Source organism: Streptomyces sp. NPDC023838, from assembly GCF_040639555.1.
Taxonomy (GTDB): Bacteria; Actinomycetota; Actinomycetes; order Streptomycetales; family Streptomycetaceae; genus Streptomyces.
Window position 1 is genome coordinate 75,291 of record NZ_JBFAAD010000026.1, and the last position, 18,917, is coordinate 94,207.

Sequence of the window (18,917 nt, forward strand, 5' to 3'; positions counted from 1 at the left end):
TGCGCGGCCCTCGGTGGGGGACGGGGCCGCAGTCTGGAGGAGCGCCGGTCAGGAACCGTTCCCGTCGGTGAGTCGTTGCCATTGCGCCGGGTCTTGGCGGAAGAGCCGGTCTTTGACCTGAGTGGGGCGGATGCCGCCGGCGACGGTGGTGTGCCAGTCGTGGAGGAACGCGTCGGGGTGGAGGTGGAGAGCGGTGGGGGAGCCCAGCCGGCGTTGGGTGCGGGCATGGCCATAGCCGGGGGATTCCTGGGCGAGCGCGTGGTCGAGACGCGTCAGGAACGCGTCGGTCTCCTCGCCGCTCCAGGGGGTGGGCGAGGCCAGGGCGAACTGGTAAGTGGGGGTGGCGTGTTGGGCGGAGGTGACGCGGCAGGCGGCGTTGCGCAGTTCGAGGCCGCCCGCGGCGAGTGCGGTGGTGAGGGCGCGCAGGACGTGGGCGTCGCGCAGACGTTCTCCGGCGGCGTTGGACAGGGTGCTGCGGCCGGTGTATTCGAGGCGCGGCACGCCGTCCCCGTGGTCGACGGCCCGTACGACGTCGCCTACGGCGTAGCGGTAGAGGCCGCCGATGTGGCTGAAGACGGTGTGGTAGTCGCGGCCGGGTTCGAGTTCGTGGGGCTGGAGGGTGGGGGTGTCGGGGGTGAGGTCGGTGTCGGCGTCGGCGAACTCGTATACGGAGGCGGTGACGACGAGGCTGCCGGCGGTGGGGTGGCGGTCGAGGGCGACGCCGGTGGGGCCCTCGGAGGCGGCGACGGGGGCGGGCAGCAGGGTGACGCCGGGCCCGAACTCCTCGCGCAGGCGGGGGAGGTAGAGCGAGGCGAGGCCGGTGGTCCAGCAGAACAGGGCACGCATCCGGGGCCAGATGTGAGCGGGCCGGACCCGCCCGAAGTGCGCGGCCAGACGGTCGAGTTCGCGGGCGCGCTCCGGGTTGGGGGAGCGGTGGGGGTGCCCGCCCAGGGTGCCGTCGCGCACCTCTTGGACGATGCGCTCCCACCACTGGTTCAGCTGGTGGGGCAGGGCGGCGACCATGGCGGGGTTGATGCCGATGACGCAGCGCACGTCGCTTTCGACCGCGAGCCGCAGTCGCAGATACATCTTGTCCAGATGCGCGTCGGCCGCGACCGGCACCGGCAGGGTCGCCCACGGGGCGCCGGTGCCGGGCTCGGCGGAGAGCGGCTCACCGAACTTGGCGCCGAAGTCGACCTGGCTGGCGCCCACATGGGGCTTGCCCGACGCCGTGGTCGGTGGCGCCGCGATCGGGTCGTGCTTGAGGTTGAGGACCGCGTCCGGACGGTTCAGCACGTCGGGGAAGTGCTCGACGAGCGGCGCCCAGGCGGCGTAGTAGAACGGAAAGAACGTGGTGCGCATGAACTGGGGGGTGACGGGGATCTTCTTGTGGGCGCCGGTGCTGCCGCTGCTGGTGAAGAAGACGGCGGGTCTGTCGGCGGTGAGGACGTTGTCCTCGCCGGCTGCGGCGCGTTCGATCCAGGGGGCGAGGCCGTCGTAGCCCTGGACGGGTACGGCTTTGCGCAAGTCGTCCAGGGTGCGCACCTTCGCGAACCCGTGTGCGCGCCCGTACGCCGTATCGGCGTTGAAGGCGAGCAGGTCCTCCAGGACCCGCTGCTGGTGCCCGGCCGGGTCGGCGAAGGCCGCCCGCAGCCGGGCGCGCTCGGCGAACACCCGCGACCGGTACCGCTCGACCCGCTCCGGATCCGCCCACGACAGGCCGTACTGAGGCGGCTCAGACGTAGTCATGGCAGACCGTCTCCCGCACGGCGTCGGCAGTCCGCTCGGGCGAGCCCTGCTGCTCCACGACCGTCACCGGGAGGCACCGGATCTCCTCCCACATCAGCTTCTCCAGATCGGTCTGGTACCGCTCGAACGAGGTCCGGTTCGGCCGCTCGCCGTAGTGTTCGAGGGAGTTGAGCCTGGTCCCGCGGCGGCTGCGGCGCCAGGCCTCGTGCGGCGACACCTTGAGGTAGACGACGTGGCGCGGCTGCGGGAAGGAGCGCCACCAGTCGTACATGGGGTTCTCGCTCACCCCCGCGAGCCGGCACTTCGCGAGGATCTTGTAGTAGTACGAGTCGACGAGGAGCGGCCGCCCGTCGGCGGCGTCCGCGGCGGTGAGGAGCTGGTCGCGCAGGTGCACCACGGCGGTCTGGAGCATGCTGGCCATGAAGTCCGGCGAGTAGGCCCCGTCCGGGGCTGCGACGTCCTTGACCACGTCGCGCCGCAGCCGGCCGATCAGTGCGTGCCGGTCGGTGAGGAAATGATCGTCGACCGAGACCAGCCGGACTGGGTCGGGGCCTCCCGCGAGCCGGGACATCGCCGATGACTTGCCCGCGTAATCGCCTCCTAGGAGGACGGAGAATAACGGGAGGTTTGCTGACATATCGGGTTGCTCCTTACGAACCGGCACGCTCTCTGCCGTGGCACGACTCCTCCTCGCAGCCTGGGGGAGGCGCCTATAGGGAGAGTTGAGGATCAAGGGGGAGGAACAGGTGAAGGTTCAACTGCTGTCCACCGGGTCGTCGCCTGGGCGCGCCGTCCGCCGGACCGGACCCCGGGGCGCCGTCGGGTGTCCGCCGGACCGGGGCTCGGGCTGCCGTTGGGCATCCACCGGACCGGAGCCTCGGCATGCCGTCAGGCGTCCACCCGACCGGAGCCCCCGAGGGACCGCGTCGGGCCGGGTGACATCCGTCACCCCGTACCCCCGCGGCGGGGCCGGGAGCGCCGCTCCAGGCCCCGGGTGCCCGCGTGAGCAGCAGGTCACGGGCGTGGCACCGCATAGGGTGGCCGTATGCAGGAGCAGTACCGGACGATCGCCCGCGAGGGCGTGCACGAGACCGAGGTCAACCGATCTCGGTTCCTCTGCGCGCTCGCGCCCGCCGCGACCGAGCAGGAGGCGCAGGACTTCATCGCGCGCGTCCGCGCGGAGCACCCGACGGCGACCCACAACTGCTTCGCGTACGTCATCGGGGCCGACGCCTCGGTGCAGAAGGCCAGTGACGACGGCGAGCCGGGAGGCACCGCCGGAGTCCCGATGCTCCAGATGCTGACCCGCCGCGAGGTGCGGTACGCCGTCGCCGTCGTCACCCGCTACTACGGCGGCGTGAAGCTGGGCGCGGGCGGGCTCATCCGGGCGTACGGGGGAGCGGTCGGCGAAGCCCTCGACGCACTCGGCACCGTGGTGCGCCGGCGGTACCGCCTCGCCACCGTCACCGTCGACCACCAGCGCGCGGGCAAGCTGGAGAACGATCTTCGGGCCACCGGCCGCGCGGTGCGCGAGGTGCGCTACGCCGAGGCCGTGACCATCGAGATCGGCATCCCGGAGGCGGACGTGGGGTCCCTGCGGGGCTGGCTCGCGGACGTCACCGCGGGCACCGCGACGCTGGAACTCGGCGGCGAGGCGTACGGGGACGCGTGACAGCTGTGAGCCGTACCGGTAAGGCAGTTGCCGCCCGGGATGTCCGACCCCACCGTTACCCTCGAGGATCATGAGATTCCTGCACACGTCGGACTGGCACCTGGGACGGTCGTTCCACCGGGTCGCCCTGCTCGACGCCCAGGCCGCGTTCCTCGACCACCTGGTGGCGACGGTGCGTGACCGTGACGTGGACGCGGTCCTGGTGGCAGGGGACGTCTACGACCGGGCCGTGCCGCCGCTCGCGGCCGTGGAGCTCTTCGACCGCGCCATCCACCGGCTCGCCGAGGAGGGCGTGCCGACCGTCATGATCTCCGGGAACCACGACTCGGCGCGGCGGCTCGGCGTCGGCGCGGGCCTCATTGAGCGCGCCGGCATCCATCTGCGCACCGACCCCGCCGGGTGCGACACCCCGGTGCTGCTGTCCGACGCCCACGGGGAGGTGGCCTTCTACGGGCTGCCCTACCTCGAACCGGCCCTGGTCCGCGACGAGTTCAAGACCGCCAAGGCGGGGCACGAGCAGGTCCTTGGCGCGGCCATGGAGCGCGTCCGGGCGGATCTCGCGGCACGCGCGCGAGGCACCCGGTCCGTCGTCCTCGCCCACGCCTTCGTCGTCGGTGGCGAGCCGAGCGACAGCGAGCGGGACATCACGGTCGGCGGGGTCGCCGCGGTGCCCGCGGGAGTCTTCGACGGCGTGGACTATGTGGCGCTCGGCCATCTGCACGGCAGCCAGATCCTCTCCGAGCGCGTGCGCTACTCGGGCTCCCCGCTGGCCTACTCGTTCTCCGAGACCACCCACCGCAAGTCGATGTGGCTCGTCGACCTGGCCGCCGACGGCGCGGTGACCGCCGAGCGGATCGACTGCCCGGTCCCGCGCCCGCTCGCCCGCATCCGGGGCCGCCTCGACGAGCTGCTCGACGATCCCGCCCTGGAGCCCCACGAGGGCGCGTGGGTCGAGGCGACGCTCACCGACCCGGTCCGCCCCGACGACGCGATGGCCCGCGTCGCCACCCGCTTCCCGCACACGCTGAGTCTGGTCTTCGAGCCGGACCGCGCCCCCGAGGACCCGCTCGCCTCGTACGCGCGACGCCTCCAGGGCCGCACCGACCAGGAGATCGCGGAGGACTTCGTGGCCCATGTGCGCGGCGGCAGCGGACCGGACGAGCGGGAGCGGACGGTGCTGCGCGGCGCCTTCGACGACGTACGCGTGGAGTCGGCGCTCACCCAGGACCACGCGCGCGAGGGCGCGGCCGCGCCCGCGCGGGGCGCCGGGCGGGAGGGGGCCCGATGAGGCTGCACCGGCTGCGCGTCACCGCCTTCGGCCCCTTCGGCGGGACCCAGGAAGTCGACTTCGACGCGCTCTCGGCCGCCGGGCTCTTCCTGCTCCACGGGGCGACCGGCGCCGGCAAGACCTCCGTGCTCGACGCCGTGTGCTACGCGCTGTACGGGGCGGTGCCCGGCGCCCGCCAGAGCCCCGGCGCCACCCTGCGCAGCGACCACGCGGCGCCCGACACCGCCACCGAGGTCCTGCTCGATCTGACCGTCGGCGGGCGGCGGTTGGAGATCACCCGGCGCCCCCAGCAGAACCGGCCGAAGAAGCGCGGCACCGGCTTCACCGCCGAGAAGGCGCAGACCTGGCTGCGCGAGTACGACGCGCGCGAAGGCGTCTGGGAGGCGCTCAGCCGCTCCCACCAGGAGGTGGGGGAGGAGATCGGGCAGCTCGTCGGTATGAGCCGCGAGCAGTTCTGCCAGGTCGTGCTGTTGCCGCAGGGCGACTTCGCCAAGTTCCTGCGCTCCGACGCCGAGGCGCGCGGCAAGCTGCTCGGACGGCTCTTCGACACCGGCCGCTTCGCCGCCGTCGAGGAGCGCCTCGCCGAGCTGCGCCGCGCCGCCGAACAGCAGGTCAGGGCTGGTGACGAGCGGCTGCTCGCCCTCGCCCAGCGGATGGCGCAGGCCGCCGGGGACGGCGCGGACGCGCGCGACTGGCCCCTGCCCGACCACCGCCCCGGCGAGCCCGGGCTCGCCGAGGCCGTCCTGGAGTGGGCCGCCGTCGCGCGCGCCGGGGCCCGCGAACGGCTCGCCGTGGCGGAGTGCGCCGCCACCGCCGCCGAGAGCCGTCAGGCCGCCGCCCGCATCGCCCTCGACGACGAACGGCGCCTCGCCGAGCTGCAGCGGCGGTACGCGGACGCCCGCCGCCGCGCCGACGAGCTGTCTGCCGCCGAGCCTCGTCGCGCGGCCGCACGGGACCGGCTCGACCGGGCCCGCAAGGCCGATCTCGTCGCTCCTGCCCTCGCTCTGCGTGCCGAGACCGAGCGCGAGCACCACACGGCGGCCACGGCCCGCGAGCGCTCCCGCGCGCTGCTGCCCGCCGACCTGGCCGAGGCCGGGGCGGAGCAACTCGGCGCGCTGGAGCGGCAGATGCGCCAGGAGCTGGGCGCGCTCGACGCCGCCCGCAGGGCCGAGGCCCGCAGCGCCGAGATCACCGCCGAGCGCGCCGAACTCGACCGCCAGGCCAGGGCCGACGAGCAACTGCTCCTCGACGCGGCCGGCTGGCTCGCCTCCTGGGAGGGCGACCGCCGACGCCACCAGGAGCGCATCGACGCCGCCCACCAAGCCGCCACCCGCACCGAGCAGCTGGCGGGACGGCTCGAACCGGCCCGGCGCCGCCTCGCGGCGGCCCGTGAGCGTGACGCCCTCCACGCGCGCGTGGCCGCGGCCGAGGACCGGCAGCGCAGTGCCCGGGAGCGGGCCAACACCGCCCATGAGCACTGGCTCGCCCTGCGCGAGGAGCGGCTGCGCGGCATCGCGGCCGAGCTCGCCGCAGGGCTGCGCGACGGCGAGGCGTGCGCGGTGTGCGGCTCGCCCGAGCATCCCGCCCCCGCGCGCGCCACGACCGGCCAGGTGGACCGTGCGACGGAGGAGGCCGCCCACGAGGCGCACCGCCAGGCCGAGGCGGCCCGCGCCGAAGCCGAGCGCGCCCTCGCCTCCGTACGCGAACGGTTCGCGGCGGCGAGCGCGGAGGCGGGCACGGAGCCCCTCGCCGTGCTCGACGGCCAAGTGCGCGAGTGGGAGGCCGAGTACGGCGAGAGCCGTGCGCTCGCCGCCGGGCTGCACGCCGCCCGGGAGGCCTTCGAGAGCGCGGATCGCGAGCACACACGACGCCTGGAGCAGCAGCGCGAGGCGGACAAGCGCGTGTCGGCCCGTACCGCACGGCGCGAGGAGATCGACCGGGAACAGGCCGCCCTGGAGCGGGAGTTGGCGGTGGCCCGGGGCGAGGCGCGCAGCGTCGCCGAGCAGGCGGCGCTGCTTGAGCACCGGGCCGGGCTGCTGGCCGGGGCCGCCGAGGCCGTCCGGGAGGTCGAGGCGACCGCCCAGCGGCTCAAGGACGCCGACGGACGGCTCTCCGAGGCGGCCTTCCGGGCCGGGTTCGAGACCCCTCGGGCAGCGGCGGAGGCCTTCCTCGACGACCGGCAGCAGCGCGAACTCCAGCACCGGCTCGACGAGTGGCAGCGCGAGGAGGCGGCCGTCGCCGACCGGCTCGCCGAGCCCGCCACGGTCGCGGCCTCCGCGCGCCCGGCGGCGCGGACCGAGGAGGCCGAGGCCGCCCACGCGCGCGTGGAGCGCGCGCTGCGCGAGGCATCCTCGGCGCTCGCCGCCGCGCGCGCCCGCTGCGCCGAGCTCGGCCGGCTGGGGCGCGAAGCCGCCGCGGAGACGCGCCGGATCGGGCCGCTGCGCGAGGAATACGACCGGGTGGCCCGCCTCGCCGGGCTCACCGCGGGCACCTCCGCCGACAACGAGCGCAAGATGCGCCTGGAGTCGTACGTCCTGGCCGCGCGCCTTGAGCAGGTCGCGGCCGCCGCGACGGCCCGGCTGAGCCGGATGTCCGGCGGGCGCTACACCCTGGTGCACTCCGACGCCCGGGGCGGACGCGGCCGTTCCGGCCTTGGGCTGCACGTGGTCGACGCCTGGACCGGCCGGGAGCGGGACACCGCCACGCTCTCGGGAGGCGAGACGTTCTTCGCCTCGCTCGCGCTGGCGCTCGGCCTGGCCGATGTGGTCACCGACGAGGCCGGGGGCGTACGGCTCGACACGCTCTTCATCGACGAGGGCTTCGGCAGCCTCGACGACCAGGCCCTTGACGAGGTTCTGGACGTACTGGACTCGCTGCGCGAGCGCGACCGCAGCGTGGGCATCGTCAGCCACGTCGGGGATCTGCGCCGCCGCATCCCCACCCAGCTGGAGATCGTCAAGGAGCGGGACGGGTCGGAGGTGCGCCACCGAACGGCCGGGGCCGGAGACTGAATTCCGGCCACGGACTGAATCCGGGCCGCATTCGGGGGACTGAATCCGGGCCATGCCCGGGCAAGGGGCACCCCGGCCGCGTCCGGGGGAGGGGATCCTCAGCGGCCGATCGCGCGCCGGGGCAGCGGCGAGGAGTAGACGACGCTGGTCGTCACCGACCCCAGGGCGCCGATCTTCCCGGAGATCTCCTCCAGATGACTCATCGAGCGCGCGCCGACCTTGATCACGAAGCAGTCGTCGCCCGTGACGTGGTGCGCCTCCATGATCTCCGGAGTGGCCTCAAGGAGGTCGTGGAACGGCTTGTAGTTGCCGTTCGGATACCGCAGCCGTACGAAGGCGAGGATGCCCCGGCCGAGCCGCTCCTGGTCGACGACCGCTGTGTACCCCGAGATCACCCCCGCCTCTTCGAGGCGCCGCACCCGTTCCGTCACGGCGCTCGGGGACATGGCGACGGCGCGGGCCAGCTCCGCGAAGTTGGCCCGGCCGTCCTGCTGGAGGGCGTCCAGGATGCGCCAGTCGGTGGCGTCCGGGGAATACTCGGTCATGGCTGCCAGACAACAGTGAAATCCCCGGCGAATCAAGAGATATGCCGGGGATCGTATCTTCCGGCCAATGATCAAGAGCCGTAGATTTCTGGCCATGACAACAACGCAGCTCGCCACCGCCGCCAACCCCGTCCTCCGCGTCGCCCCGGCCGCCCCCGCCGACGCCGCCGCGTACTTCCGCGCCAGCCTGGCCTTCCACGCCGACGTCTCCGACGTGGCGTCCGTGCTGGCCCAGGGCGGCGAGCCGGGGTTCGTCGTGCTGGACTCGCGCTCCACGGAGGCCTGGGACCAAGGCCACGTGCCCGGCGCCGTGCACCTGCCGACCGCGCTCATCGCCGAGCAGGCCGAGCAGCTGCTCGACAAGTCCGTGCCTGTCGTCACCTACTGCTGGGGCCCCGGCTGCAACGGCGCCACCCGCGCCGCCCTCGCCCTGGCCGAACTCGGCTACCAGGTCAAGGAGATGCTCGGCGGCTTCGAGTACTGGGTGCGCGAGGGCTTCGAGTTCGAGACCTGGGAGGGCAGCGAGAAGCGCGAGGCCGACGCGCTGACCGCGCCCGTCGGCGCGGAGAACTGCGGCTGCTGACGGCCTCCGTGACCTGTCGCGAGCCGGGTGGTGGGGCCGGGGCCCACCACCCCGCCGCCTCAGAGCTTGGACAGCTCGTCCACCAGGTCGTCGAGGCCCAGCGGCCCCTGTGAGAGCGCCGCCATGTGCCAGGCCCGGGCGTCGAACGCGTCGCCGTGGTGCTTCTTCGCGTTCTCCCGGCCCATCAGCCAGGCCCGTTCGCCCAGCTTGTAGCCGATCGCCTGGGCGGGCACCGACAGATACCGGGTGAGCTCGCTCTCCACGAAGTCCGCCGGCCGCCCGCTGTGGTTGCCGAAGAACTCCTGTGCCAGCTCCGGCGTCCACCGCTCGCCGGGATGGAACGGCGAGTGGTCCGGAATCTCCAGCTCCAGGTGCATGCCGATGTCGACGATGACCCGGCAGGCCCGCATCATCTGCGCGTCCAGGTAGCCGAGGCGCCGCTCCGGGTCGGGCAGGAAGCCCAGCTCGTCCATGAGCCGCTCGGCGTACAGCGCCCAGCCCTCGGCGTTGGCGCTCACCGTGCCGATCGTCGCCTGATAGCGCGAGAGCCGGTCCGCCACGTGCCGCCACTGCGCGATCTGCAGGTGATGGCCCGGAACGCCCTCGTGGTACCAGGTCGAGACCAGGTCGTACACCGGGAAGCGGGTCTCGCCCATGGTCGGCAGCCAGGTGCGGCCGGGGCGCGAGAAGTCCTCCGAGGGGCCCGTGTAGTAGGGCGCGGCCGCGCTGCCGGGCGGCGCGATGTGCGACTCCACCTTCCGTACCCGCTCGGCGAGTTCGAAGTGCGTGCCGTCCAGCGCCTCGATCGCCTCGTCCATCAGGGCCTGGAGCCAGTCGCGGACCTCGTCCACGCCCTCGATGTGGGTGCCGTGCTCGTCGAGGTGGGCCAGCGCCTCCCAGGGGCCCGCGCCCGGCAGGATCTTGTCGGCCTCGGCCTTCATCTCGCCGAGGATGCGGTGGTACTCGGACCAGCCGTACGCGTACGCCTCGTCGAGGTCCAGGGTCGTTCCGTTGAAGTAGCGCACCCAGCGGGCGTACCGCTCGCGGCCGACCGTGTCCGGTGCCCCGGCGATCGCGGGCGCGTACACCTCGCTCAGCCAGTCGCGCAGGGCGACCAGCGCGCCGCCCGCCACACGCGCGGCCGCGTCCAGTTCGGCGCGCAGGGCGTCGGGGCCCGGCGCGACGAAGTCCTCGAACCAGTTGCGGTCCGTGCCGATCCACTCGGTGAGCTGGCCGATGAAGGTGGCCGTGGCGCGCGGCCCGGCGAACAGCTGCCGGTCGAGGCCCAGTTGCAGCGAGGCACGGTAGCCGTCGAGGGCCGCGGGTACGGCGGTGAGCCGGGCCGCGACCGCCGCCCAGTCCGCCTGGTCGGCGACTGGCATCATGGTGAAGATCTGGCGCACCGAGTGGACGGGTGAGCGCAGATTGCTGATGCAGCGCAGGCCCTCCTGCGCCTCGTGGACGGCGAGTTCGGACGACAGCCGCTCCCGTAGCAGTCTGGCGCAGCGCCGCTCGGAGTCGCTGTCCGCACCCGGCGACCGCTCAGCCTCGTCAAGCCGCGCCAGTGTCGCGCGGGCCAGGTCGGCGACGGCCTCCTGCCCGGCGGGCGTGAAGTCCGGAAGCAGCCGTGCGCTCTTGCGCACGCCCAGATAGGTACCGGTGATGGGGTCGAGTTCGATGAGTGCGTCGACATAGGCGTCGGCGACCTGGCGGGGCAGCACGCTGCTGGAAGTGTCTGGCATGGTCCACATACTCGTACGAGCAAGGGCTCCGCGTCACCAACAGGCGACGTTCAGCCACTGGAGACGGAAGGGGGGAGAGGGGACGAAGCGGAAGGTGACGCCGGTGTCGACGAGGGTGGCAGCAGAGGGCCGCACTCCCACTGCTGGAAGATCAACCGCGTCTCCACCCGGGCGACTTCGCGCCGCGAGGTGAACTCGTCGATGACCAGCCGCTGGAGGTCGGACGTGCCGGTCACGGCCACGTGGACCAGGTAGTCGTCCGGGCCGGTGAGGTGGAACAGGGCGCGGGACTCCGGCAGCGCCCGGATGCGCTCGACGAACGGACCGATCAGTTCACGCCGATGTGGTCGCACCTGTACGGAGAGGAGTGCTTCCAGGCCACGGCCCATTCTGGCCGGGTCGAGACGGAGCTGATGACCCAGGATGACGCCGGACCGGCGCAGCCTGGTCACCCGGTCGAGGCAGGTGGAGGGCGCCACGCCCACCTGCGCCGCCAGATCACGGTAGGTGGTCCGGGCGTCGTTCTGCAGAAGGCGCAGAATGTCCAGATCCACCGGGTCCAGTGCGACAGAATCGGCCATTGGCCGAACGTAGCACGGACCTCGCCGCTCATTTCCGGTCGGGTGTCCACAGTGCCGCCATGGACACCGACACGCAGGACCGTGCCCAGGCCGCACCCCGTGCCCTGGCGACCGAAGCCGTCCACGCCGGCCGCGACGACCTCGCGGGACTCGGCCTGCACGCCCCGCCGATCGACCTCTCGACGACCTACCCCTCGTACGACAGCGCGGCCGAGGCCGCCCGGATCGACGCCTTCGCGGCCACCGGAGTGCTGCCCGACGGGCCCCCGGTGTACGCCCGTCTCGACAACCCGACCGTGGGTCGTTTCGAGACAGCCCTCGCGCGGCTGGAAGGCGCCGACAGCGCCGTCGCCTTCGCCAGCGGCATGGCCGCCCTCTCCGCCGTGCTGCTCGCCCGGGCCTCGGCGGGCCTGCGGCACGTGGTCGCGGTCCGGCCGCTGTACGGCTGCAGCGACCACCTCCTGGACGCCGGACTCCTCGGCACGGAGGTGACCTGGGTGGATCCGGCGGGCATCGCCGACGCCCTGCGGCCCGACACCGGCCTGGTGATCGTGGAGACCCCGGCCAACCCGACGCTCGCCGAGGTCGACATCCGGGCCGTCGCCCACGCCTGCGGTTCGGTGCCGCTGCTCGTCGACAACACCTTCGCCACGCCCGTACTCCAGCGGCCGCTGGAACAGGGCGCGCGGATCGTGCTGCACAGTGCCACCAAGTACCTGGGCGGTCACGGCGACGTCATGGGCGGCGTCGTCGCCTGCGACGACGCGTTCGCCCGGCAGCTGCGCCAGGTGCGGTTCGCCACCGGCGGCGTCCTGCACCCGCTCGCGGGCTATCTGCTGCTCAGGGGCCTGGCGACGCTTCCGGTACGGATGCGTGCGGCCGCGGGGAGCGCCGCGGAGCTGGCCGGCAGACTGGCCGCCGACCCGCGGGTGGCCCGCGTCCACTACCCGAAGGTGGGCGGGGCGATGGTCTCCTTCGAGGTGCACGGCGATCCGCACAGCGTCATCGCGGGCGTCCGGCTCATCACTCCGGCCGTGAGCCTCGGCAGCGTCGACACCCTCATCCAGCACCCGGCCTCCATCAGCCACCGCATCGTGGCCGAGGGAGACCGGCGCTCCGCCGGGGTGAGCGACCGCCTGCTGCGGCTCTCGGTCGGTCTGGAGGACGTGGATGACCTGTGGAGCGATCTGAGCGGGGCACTCAGCGCTCCGATTGCTCGAGCGACGGGCGATCGAACGGTGGGCGATCAAACGTCGGGCGAGCGAGCGGCCGGCGATCGAGCTACGAGCGCTCGAAAGCGGGACGCTCCGGCGACGGACGCGCCGGTACCCGAGCCTTCGGCAGCCGGGCGGTGACCACCAGGGTGCCCTCCTCGATCTGGTAGTCGAGCGGCAGGCCGAGGCCGCGCATCGCCGCCACCATCCCGGTGTTGGAGGACTGCGTCACGGCGTACACGCTCTCGCAGCCCGCCTCGACCGCCAGCGCCACCAGGCGCTCCAGGAGCTCGGAGCCGATGCCCCGGCGCTGCCAGTCGTCCTCGACGAGTAGCGCCACTTCGGTCTCCTCGCCGTCCCACAGCAGATGGCCGAGGGCGACGAGCCGCCCCGAGGCGGTCTGGGCGGCGAGGGTGCGCCCGTAACGGGGGCTGAGCAGGTGGTTGAGGTAGCGGTCGGCGTCGCCCACAGGACCGTGGTAGCGCAGGCTCAGCGTGCGGTCGGAGCAGCGCTCGTGCATGGCCTTGGCGGCCTCGACGTCGTTCTGACCGGCCCGGCGGACGGTGATCTCGTTGCCCTCGGGCAGGGTGAGGACGTCCTGGCTGCGCGGGATGCGCGGGCCGAGCCGCGCGTCCAGCTCGACCAGCGCGCGCGCCCGCGCGAACTCGGTCGGTGTGAAGGGCAGGTAGGGCCGCTCGATGGTGATGGCCCCGCCGCTCGGATCGCGCAGCCGCATGGTGGTCGCTTCGAGTACGCCCTCGACCGGCGCCGTCTCACCGGTCGGGCGGCCGGACAGGGACACGGCGGGCAGCGAGTGGATGGTGCACCGGCCGAGCAACTGCCGCAGAGCGAGCGGAAGTTCGGCGGCGTCGAGTGCGGTGCGGGTGGCGAGTCCGAGCACCCGGGTGGGGGCGTCCACCAGGTCGTGCGCGTCCGCGCGCTCCAGCCAGATGTCACCGCCGCCCGCCGCCGCGATCTCCCTGGTCAGCCGGGCGGCCGCCAGCTCGGCCGGAGCCCGCAGCAGGAGCTCGTCGACCGTGCCGTCGGCCAGCGGGTGCGTCTGGAGCGTGAGGATGTCGACCTGGCTGTGGGCGAGTGCCGTGCACAGGGCGGCCAGGCTGCCCGGCTCGTCCCGCACGGTGGCTCGCATCCGCCACAGGGAGGTCTCGCGAGGTGCCGACTCGGCTTCGGCGGACGTGTCGGTGGACCCGTGGGTGGACGTGTCGGTGGACCCGTGGGTGGACGCGGCGTCGGTGTGGCCGGGCGCCGCGCCCGTATCGGCGGAGGTGCCGACGGGCGTGCCGGCCGGGGGTGCGTGGCTGTGGCGTCGGGCCCACCAGGTGTGGAACGTCGCCGTGGCCACCAGGGCGACCGCCGAGGCGACCAGCAGGAACGGTCCGTCCGGCCCGTGGGCGACCATGTTCGCCAGCCCGTCGGCCACCGCCACGGCCGTGAACAGCGCGGCCAGCTCGATCATGTCCCGCCGCCAGTGGTGGCGGCGGGCGCTCTTGCGGGCGGTCAACTCAGGCATCTCAGTCATGCCTTCACTGTGACCGAGCGGTGTTGCGTGATCACGAACGCTTTGTGACTGATGGGTTAAGTGTGGTTCTGGTGCCTTTCTGGCCGTTTCTTACGGCTTGTGGCGCGGAATGACCGACTCGCTGCCACAGTCGGTACGCCCTCACCCAAGCACGCCTCACGGGTGGCCGTACGTCGCTACTGCCCCACCAGCCCCGGCCTGAGCACCTTGGTGAAGAGTACCGAACCGCCCTGCGCGCGCAGTCGCACCGTCAGTTCGCCGCTGCCGCCGTCGATCTCGATCTCACCGAAGTTCGGCGGCGCCTCCATCGGGGAGGCGTTGGCCCGAGCCGGCGCCTGGACGAAGACCTGGTCGGGGCCGAAGGTCGCGTCGAGCGCGTTCGCCGGGAACCCGCCCGCGGCGAGCGGCCCCGACACGAACTCCCAGAACGGCGCGAAGTCCTTGAACGCGGCCCGCGACGGCTCGTAGTGCTGGGCCGCCGTGTAGTGCACATCGGCCGTCAGCCACAGCGTGCCGGTGATCCGGCGGTGTTTGATGAACCGCAGCAGCTCGGCGATCTGGAGCTCGCGCCCGAGCGGCGCGCCCGGGTCGCCCTGCGCCACGGCCTCGAAGTTCGCCGGGCCGTCGGTGACGACCAGACCGAGCGGCATGTCGGCGGCGATCACCTTCCACACCGCCCGGGAGCGCGCGAGTTCCCGCTTCAGCCACGCCAACTGCTCCGCGCCGAGGATGCCCACGGTGTCGTCCGCCTGCCGCCCGGGGGAGTTGGCATCGCGGTACGTACGCATGTCGAGCACGAACACGTCGAGCAGCGGTCCGTGGCGCACCACCCGGTGCACGCGCCCTTCCCGGCTGCCGGGCCGCAGCGTCGAGACGGGGAAGTACTCGCTGAAGGCCCGCAGCGAACGCGCGGCCAGTACGTCGACGTTCTTCTCGGTGTAGCGGGCATCGTCCAGGATCTGCCCCGGGTACCAGTTGTTGCGTACCTCGTGGTCGTCCCACTGGACGATGGAGGGCACCTGTGCGTTGAACCGCCGGACGTTGTCGTCGAGCAGGTTGTAGCGGAAGTTGCCCCGGTACTCGGCGAGCGTCTCGGCGACCTTGGACTTCTCCTCGGTCGTGATGTTCCGCCAGACGCGGCCGTCGGGCAGCGTCACGCTCGGCGGGATCACTCCGTCCGCGTAGATGTTGTCTCCGCTGGACAGGAAGAAGTCCGGGTCGAGCTGCCGCATCTCGTCATAGACGCGGAAGCCGCCGATGTCCGGGTTGATGCCCCAGCCCTGCCCGGCGATGTCGCCGGACCAGAGGAAGCGCACGTCCTGGTGGCGCGAGGCGGGCGCCGTGCGGAACGTGCCGTAGACCGGCTTGCCGGTACGGCGCGGGTCGTCGGGATCGGCGAGCGTGACCCGGTAGTGGATCTGCTCACCGGCCGGCAGGCCGCGCAGCTGCGTCGTGCCGGTGAAGTCGGTGCCCGCCCCGAGCAGCGGGCCCTGCCATCGGCGCGCGCGGCGGAACGACGCGGTGGCGGAGGTCTCCACGACCATCCGGGCGGGCCGGTCGGACCGGACCCAGACGAGCCCGGACGACGCCGTGATGTCACCGGCCTGCACACCCCAGTCGGCGCTCGGCCGCCCGGAGAGCGCCAGCGCGGGCGCGGCCGTGACGAGCCCGGCGGGCAGGGCGAGACCCGCCGAGGCGGCGAGTGAACCCTTCAGTACGGTACGGCGGTTGGGCGAGGGGATCCGAGGGCGGTACGGCATGGAGGCGCCTCCAGGGACGGCGTAGTGGGGCAGGACGGTGGTCCGCTGGTGCGCGGGGTGCGTGCGGATCCGTGCCATGCCTACTGCCCGGCTGCGGCGCGGGCACGAACCCCAGGTGAACAACCGGAGGTCGGCCGTACGCCGATCGGCAGGGGCAGGGGCAGGGGCAGGGGCCGGCTACGGCCGGACCGGGGCGGGCGACCGGAAACAGCCGGACTAGGTCGATCGGCCCGGGACCAAGGAACCATCGACCCGGTGATCTTCGTTGAGTACGTTGCCAGTACGGGCCGCCGTCGCGGCGGCCCCGGACGACAGCAACAGCGAAAGCACAGGGGGCTCCCATGCCGGTCGGAGGCCGTTCACACATCCGCATCGCGCGTCCGTCGCGCGATCTGGCCGCGGCGGAGCGCTTCTGGGTGGAGGGCCTGGGCCTCGACGTCGTATGGCGGCACGACGCGCGGGACGACGCCCCCGGCGAGCACGGGCTCCTGATGGTCGGCTGGCCCGACGCCGACTGGCATCTGGAGCTGGTCCACGAGCCGTCCGCCCTTGTCGAGCCCCGGCCGACCGAAGAGGACCTGCTGGTCATCTACGCGGACGAAGAAGTTCCGCAGGACCTGGTGGAACGCCTGGAGGCGCACGGCGGCAAGCGGGTGCAGTCGCCCAACCCGTACTGGAACGAGTGGGGCGTGACGATCGAGGACCCCGACGGGTACCGGTTGGTGCTGTGCATACGGGGTTGGTCCAACTCCTAGGCGCCACGCGCGCGTAGGGCCCCGTCGGTGGGAAAGCCCCTCGGTGTATGAGGCGAACCTAGGCGCCACGCGCGCGTAGAGCCCCCGCGAGGAGCCGCACCCCGCGTGCGATGTCGGACGGCGCCAGGTGGGCGTAGCCGAGCACCAGGGCGACGCCGTCGCCCGCGTCGGTCCCGGGCGAGCCGTAGTACGAGAGGGGGCGCACGGCCACGCGCGCGTGGGCGGCCCGTTCCAGGAGGCGGGACTCCGGTCCGTACCGCTCGGGCAGCCGGGCGATGATGTGCAGCCCGGCCGCGATCCCGCTCACCTCGGTACCGCGGAAGTGCTCGCGCAACGCACCCACCAGCGCGTCCCGCCGCTCCCGGTAGGCGCGCTGGCAGCGGCGCAGCTGACGGTCGTACGCCCCGCTGGTGAGGAAGTCCGCGAGCAGCGCCTGGTCGAGCGCGGGATTGCCGAGGTCCATGGTGCGCTTGCGGGCGACGATCGAGCCGGTCAGCCGCTCCGGCGCGAGCAGCCAGCCGAGCCGCAGCCCGGGAGCGAGTGACTTGCTCACCGAGCCGGTGTACGCCACATGCTCCGGATCCAGCCCCTGGAGCGCCCCGACCGGAGCCCTGTCGTAACGGAAGTCGCCGTCGTAGTCGTCCTCGACCACGAGCCCGTCCACCGCCCGCGCCCAGTCCAGGAGTTCGGCCCGGCGACGCGCGGAGTAGGCGATGCCGGACGGGAACTGGTGGGCCGGGGTCGTCACCGCGACCCGCACCCCGCTCGCGTACAAGGGGCCCATCGCCAGCCCCTCCTCGTCGAGCGGCAGCAGCCGGGTCCGTACGCCGGTGGCCGCGAACAGCGACGTGTGCTCGGGGCTGCCCGGGTCCTCGACGCCCACGACCGACTCGCCCCGCTCCCCGAGCGCGAAGCCGAGCAGCGTCGTCGCCTGGGCCACGCCTGAGCAGACCACGATCCGCTCGGGGTCGGCGACCACGCCGCGCCGCCGGGCGAGCAGCGCGGCCAGCGCGGTCCGCAGCTCGGGCAGCCCGCGCGGATCGGGATACCCCAGCGACCGGTGCGGCAGCCGCTCCAGGACGCCCTTGTGCGCGGCGGCCCAGGCGGCACGCGGGAACAGTGACAGATCCGGGGTGCCGGGCAGGAAGTCGACCAGGGCGTCCGGGTCGTGCGGAGCCAGGTCACGCGCGCGTGGCGCGTCGGCGGCGCGCGCCGCGCCGCCCACCCAGGTGCCCGAGCCCCGGTCGCTGCGCAGATAGCCCTCGGCGGTGAGCTGCTCGTACGCCTCGGTGACGAGCCCGCGCGAAACCCCGAGGTCGGAGGCGAGCTCACGGCTCGACGGCAGCCGCGTCCCGGCCGCGAGCCGCCCCGAGCGTACGGCCTCCCGGAACGCCGACTGGAGCACCCTGCCGCGCTGCCGGGGCGGCGCCGAGGCGGCCGGAAGCAGCAGCTCCCAGGCCGCGTTCCAGGACGGTCGAGCGTCGCCGTCCTCCGGCGCGTCGGGCGAAGTGGTCCCCGATGACGTCATGGATGTGGACCTTAAACAAGACCACCGCGCTGCCTAGCGTCGGGCCCATGAACGTGTCACAGCTGCGGGGCGCGGCGTTCGCCGCCGTCGCCTGCTTCCTCGTCGGCGGGTCCTTCACCGCCAACAGCGTCCTCGGCGACTATCCGCAGGCGGGCGGCCAGGCCCTGCGTTACGGCCTCGCGTGCCTGTTGCTCCTCCCGCTGCTCGGCAGGGGCGGCGCCGCCCCGCTGCGCGGCCTCGGCGGGGCGCGGTGGGGCCGGCTCGCGCTGCTCTCCGCCGTCGGCATGGTGGGCTTCAACATGGCGGTGCTGGCCGCCGAGCGCACGGCCGAGCCCGCCGTACCCGGTGTCTTCGTCGGGTGCGCGCCGGTCGTGGTGGCGGTCCTGGTGCCGCTGCTCGACGGACGGCGGCCCGCCCGGCCGGTGCTCTACGGAGCGCTCCTGGTGGCGGCCGGAGCCTTCACCGTGCAGGGGTGGGGCCGTACCGACGCGGTGGGCCTCGCCTGGTCGGTGGGTGCGCTGGTGGGCGAGGTGGGGTTCGCGGTGCTCGCGGTGCCGGTGTTGCGACCGCTCGGCCCGAAGCTGCTGTCGGCGGCGGTGTGCGGCGTCGCGGCCGTCGAGTCCGCCGCGCTCGCCCTCGTACTGGACGGCAGTGCGGCGCTGCGGGTGCCCGACGCCGCCGAGACGGCGGCCTTGGTGTGGCAGGCCGCCGTCGTCACCGTGATCGGATTCGTCTGCTGGTACATGGGCGTGCAGCGGATCGGCGCCGAACGGGCGACGCTCTTCTCCGGCCTCATCCCGGTCTCGGCCGCGCTCACCGCTCCACTGGTGGGCGCCGGAGCGTACGGCACGGCGCAGGCGGCGGGCAGTGCGCTGGTCGGCACCGGGGTCGCGCTGGGCGCCGGGGTGCTGGGCCGGCGCCCGGGGCGCGGTGGCCCGGCGGCCGGCGG

General features: G+C 73.4%; 14 protein-coding genes and 1 pseudogene. 7 read left to right on the plus strand and 8 right to left on the minus strand.

Annotated elements, in window-relative coordinates:
• Nucleotides 1–48: 48 nt before the first annotated feature.
• Nucleotides 49–1,749 (minus strand): GH3 auxin-responsive promoter family protein, encoded by a 1,701-nt coding sequence (locus AB0G17_RS27020; protein WP_361388059.1) that lies wholly within the window; start codon nt 1,747–1,749, stop codon nt 49–51.
• Nucleotides 1,736–2,386 (minus strand): hypothetical protein, encoded by a 651-nt coding sequence (locus AB0G17_RS27025; RefSeq protein WP_361388062.1) that lies wholly within the window; start codon nt 2,384–2,386, stop codon nt 1,736–1,738. Before AB0G17_RS27025 ends, AB0G17_RS27020 begins: the two co-directional genes overlap by 14 nt.
• Nucleotides 2,387–2,794: 408 nt before the next feature.
• On the opposite strand from AB0G17_RS27025, the gene AB0G17_RS27030 reads away from it, so the two are divergent.
• The 3 genes from AB0G17_RS27030 (at nt 2,795) to AB0G17_RS27040 (ending at nt 7,720) form a co-directional block, all read left to right on the plus strand.
• The gene (locus tag AB0G17_RS27030; RefSeq protein ID WP_361388065.1) at nt 2,795–3,421 is read left to right on the plus strand and encodes a YigZ family protein; all 627 of its coding nucleotides are present in this window, start codon (nt 2,795–2,797) and stop codon (nt 3,419–3,421) included.
• A 70-nt stretch (nt 3,422–3,491) separates the two neighbouring features.
• Entirely contained in the window at nt 3,492–4,709 is a 1,218-nt protein-coding gene (locus AB0G17_RS27035) for an exonuclease SbcCD subunit D (RefSeq protein WP_361388068.1), read from the plus strand.
• Entirely contained in the window at nt 4,706–7,720 is a 3,015-nt protein-coding gene (locus AB0G17_RS27040) for an SMC family ATPase (protein ID WP_361388071.1), read from the plus strand. The genes AB0G17_RS27035 and AB0G17_RS27040 overlap by 4 nt, the downstream gene beginning before the upstream one ends.
• Nucleotides 7,721–7,818: 98 nt before the next feature.
• Here AB0G17_RS27040 and AB0G17_RS27045 read toward each other — a convergent pair whose 3' ends face one another.
• A complete protein-coding gene (locus AB0G17_RS27045) occupies nt 7,819–8,265 on the minus strand; it encodes an Lrp/AsnC family transcriptional regulator (RefSeq protein ID WP_361388074.1) in 447 nt (148 codons plus the stop codon).
• 94 nt (nt 8,266–8,359) lie between these two features.
• Here AB0G17_RS27045 and AB0G17_RS27050 point away from each other — a divergent pair, with 94 nt between their 5' ends.
• Nucleotides 8,360–8,848 (plus strand): rhodanese-like domain-containing protein, encoded by a 489-nt coding sequence (locus AB0G17_RS27050; protein ID WP_361388077.1) that lies wholly within the window; start codon nt 8,360–8,362, stop codon nt 8,846–8,848.
• Between the two features lie 59 nt (nt 8,849–8,907).
• Here AB0G17_RS27050 and AB0G17_RS27055 read toward each other — a convergent pair whose 3' ends face one another.
• Both AB0G17_RS27055 and AB0G17_RS27060 read right to left on the minus strand, forming a co-directional pair.
• Entirely contained in the window at nt 8,908–10,590 is a 1,683-nt protein-coding gene (locus AB0G17_RS27055; protein ID WP_361388080.1) for a DUF885 domain-containing protein, read from the minus strand.
• A 50-nt stretch (nt 10,591–10,640) separates the two neighbouring features.
• Nucleotides 10,641–11,171 carry an Lrp/AsnC family transcriptional regulator gene (locus tag AB0G17_RS27060; protein WP_361388083.1) on the minus strand — a complete coding sequence of 177 codons (531 nt, stop codon included), beginning with the start codon at nt 11,169–11,171 and terminating at the stop codon, nt 10,641–10,643.
• 59 nt (nt 11,172–11,230) lie between these two features.
• Here AB0G17_RS27060 and AB0G17_RS27065 point away from each other — a divergent pair, with 59 nt between their 5' ends.
• The gene (locus tag AB0G17_RS27065; RefSeq protein ID WP_361388086.1) at nt 11,231–12,526 is read left to right on the plus strand and encodes a PLP-dependent transferase; all 1,296 of its coding nucleotides are present in this window, start codon (nt 11,231–11,233) and stop codon (nt 12,524–12,526) included.
• On the opposite strand, the gene AB0G17_RS27070 is transcribed toward AB0G17_RS27065, so the two are convergent.
• Nucleotides 12,453–13,916, minus strand: coding sequence for a GNAT family N-acetyltransferase (locus AB0G17_RS27070; RefSeq protein WP_361388176.1), 1,464 nt, complete (start codon nt 13,914–13,916; stop codon nt 12,453–12,455). The genes AB0G17_RS27065 and AB0G17_RS27070 overlap by 74 nt on opposite strands.
• 185 nt (nt 13,917–14,101) lie before the next feature.
• The gene (locus tag AB0G17_RS27075; RefSeq protein WP_361388179.1) at nt 14,102–15,685 is read right to left on the minus strand and encodes an alkaline phosphatase D family protein; all 1,584 of its coding nucleotides are present in this window, start codon (nt 15,683–15,685) and stop codon (nt 14,102–14,104) included.
• A 341-nt stretch (nt 15,686–16,026) separates the two neighbouring features.
• Between AB0G17_RS27075 and AB0G17_RS27080 the strand changes: the two genes are divergently transcribed.
• A complete protein-coding gene (locus tag AB0G17_RS27080) occupies nt 16,027–16,440 on the plus strand; it encodes a VOC family protein (RefSeq protein WP_361388089.1) in 414 nt (137 codons plus the stop codon).
• 58 nt (nt 16,441–16,498) lie between these two features.
• On the opposite strand, the gene AB0G17_RS27085 is transcribed toward AB0G17_RS27080, so the two are convergent.
• Complete coding sequence (locus AB0G17_RS27085) at nt 16,499–17,968, minus strand: PLP-dependent aminotransferase family protein (RefSeq protein ID WP_361388092.1); 1,470 nt, start codon at nt 17,966–17,968, stop codon at nt 16,499–16,501.
• A gap of 47 nt (nt 17,969–18,015) precedes the next feature.
• Here AB0G17_RS27085 and AB0G17_RS27090 point away from each other — a divergent pair.
• Nucleotides 18,016–18,852 (plus strand): annotated as a pseudogene (locus tag AB0G17_RS27090) (EamA family transporter); the annotation flags it as partial.
• Between the last annotated feature and the right edge of the window lie 65 nt (nt 18,853–18,917).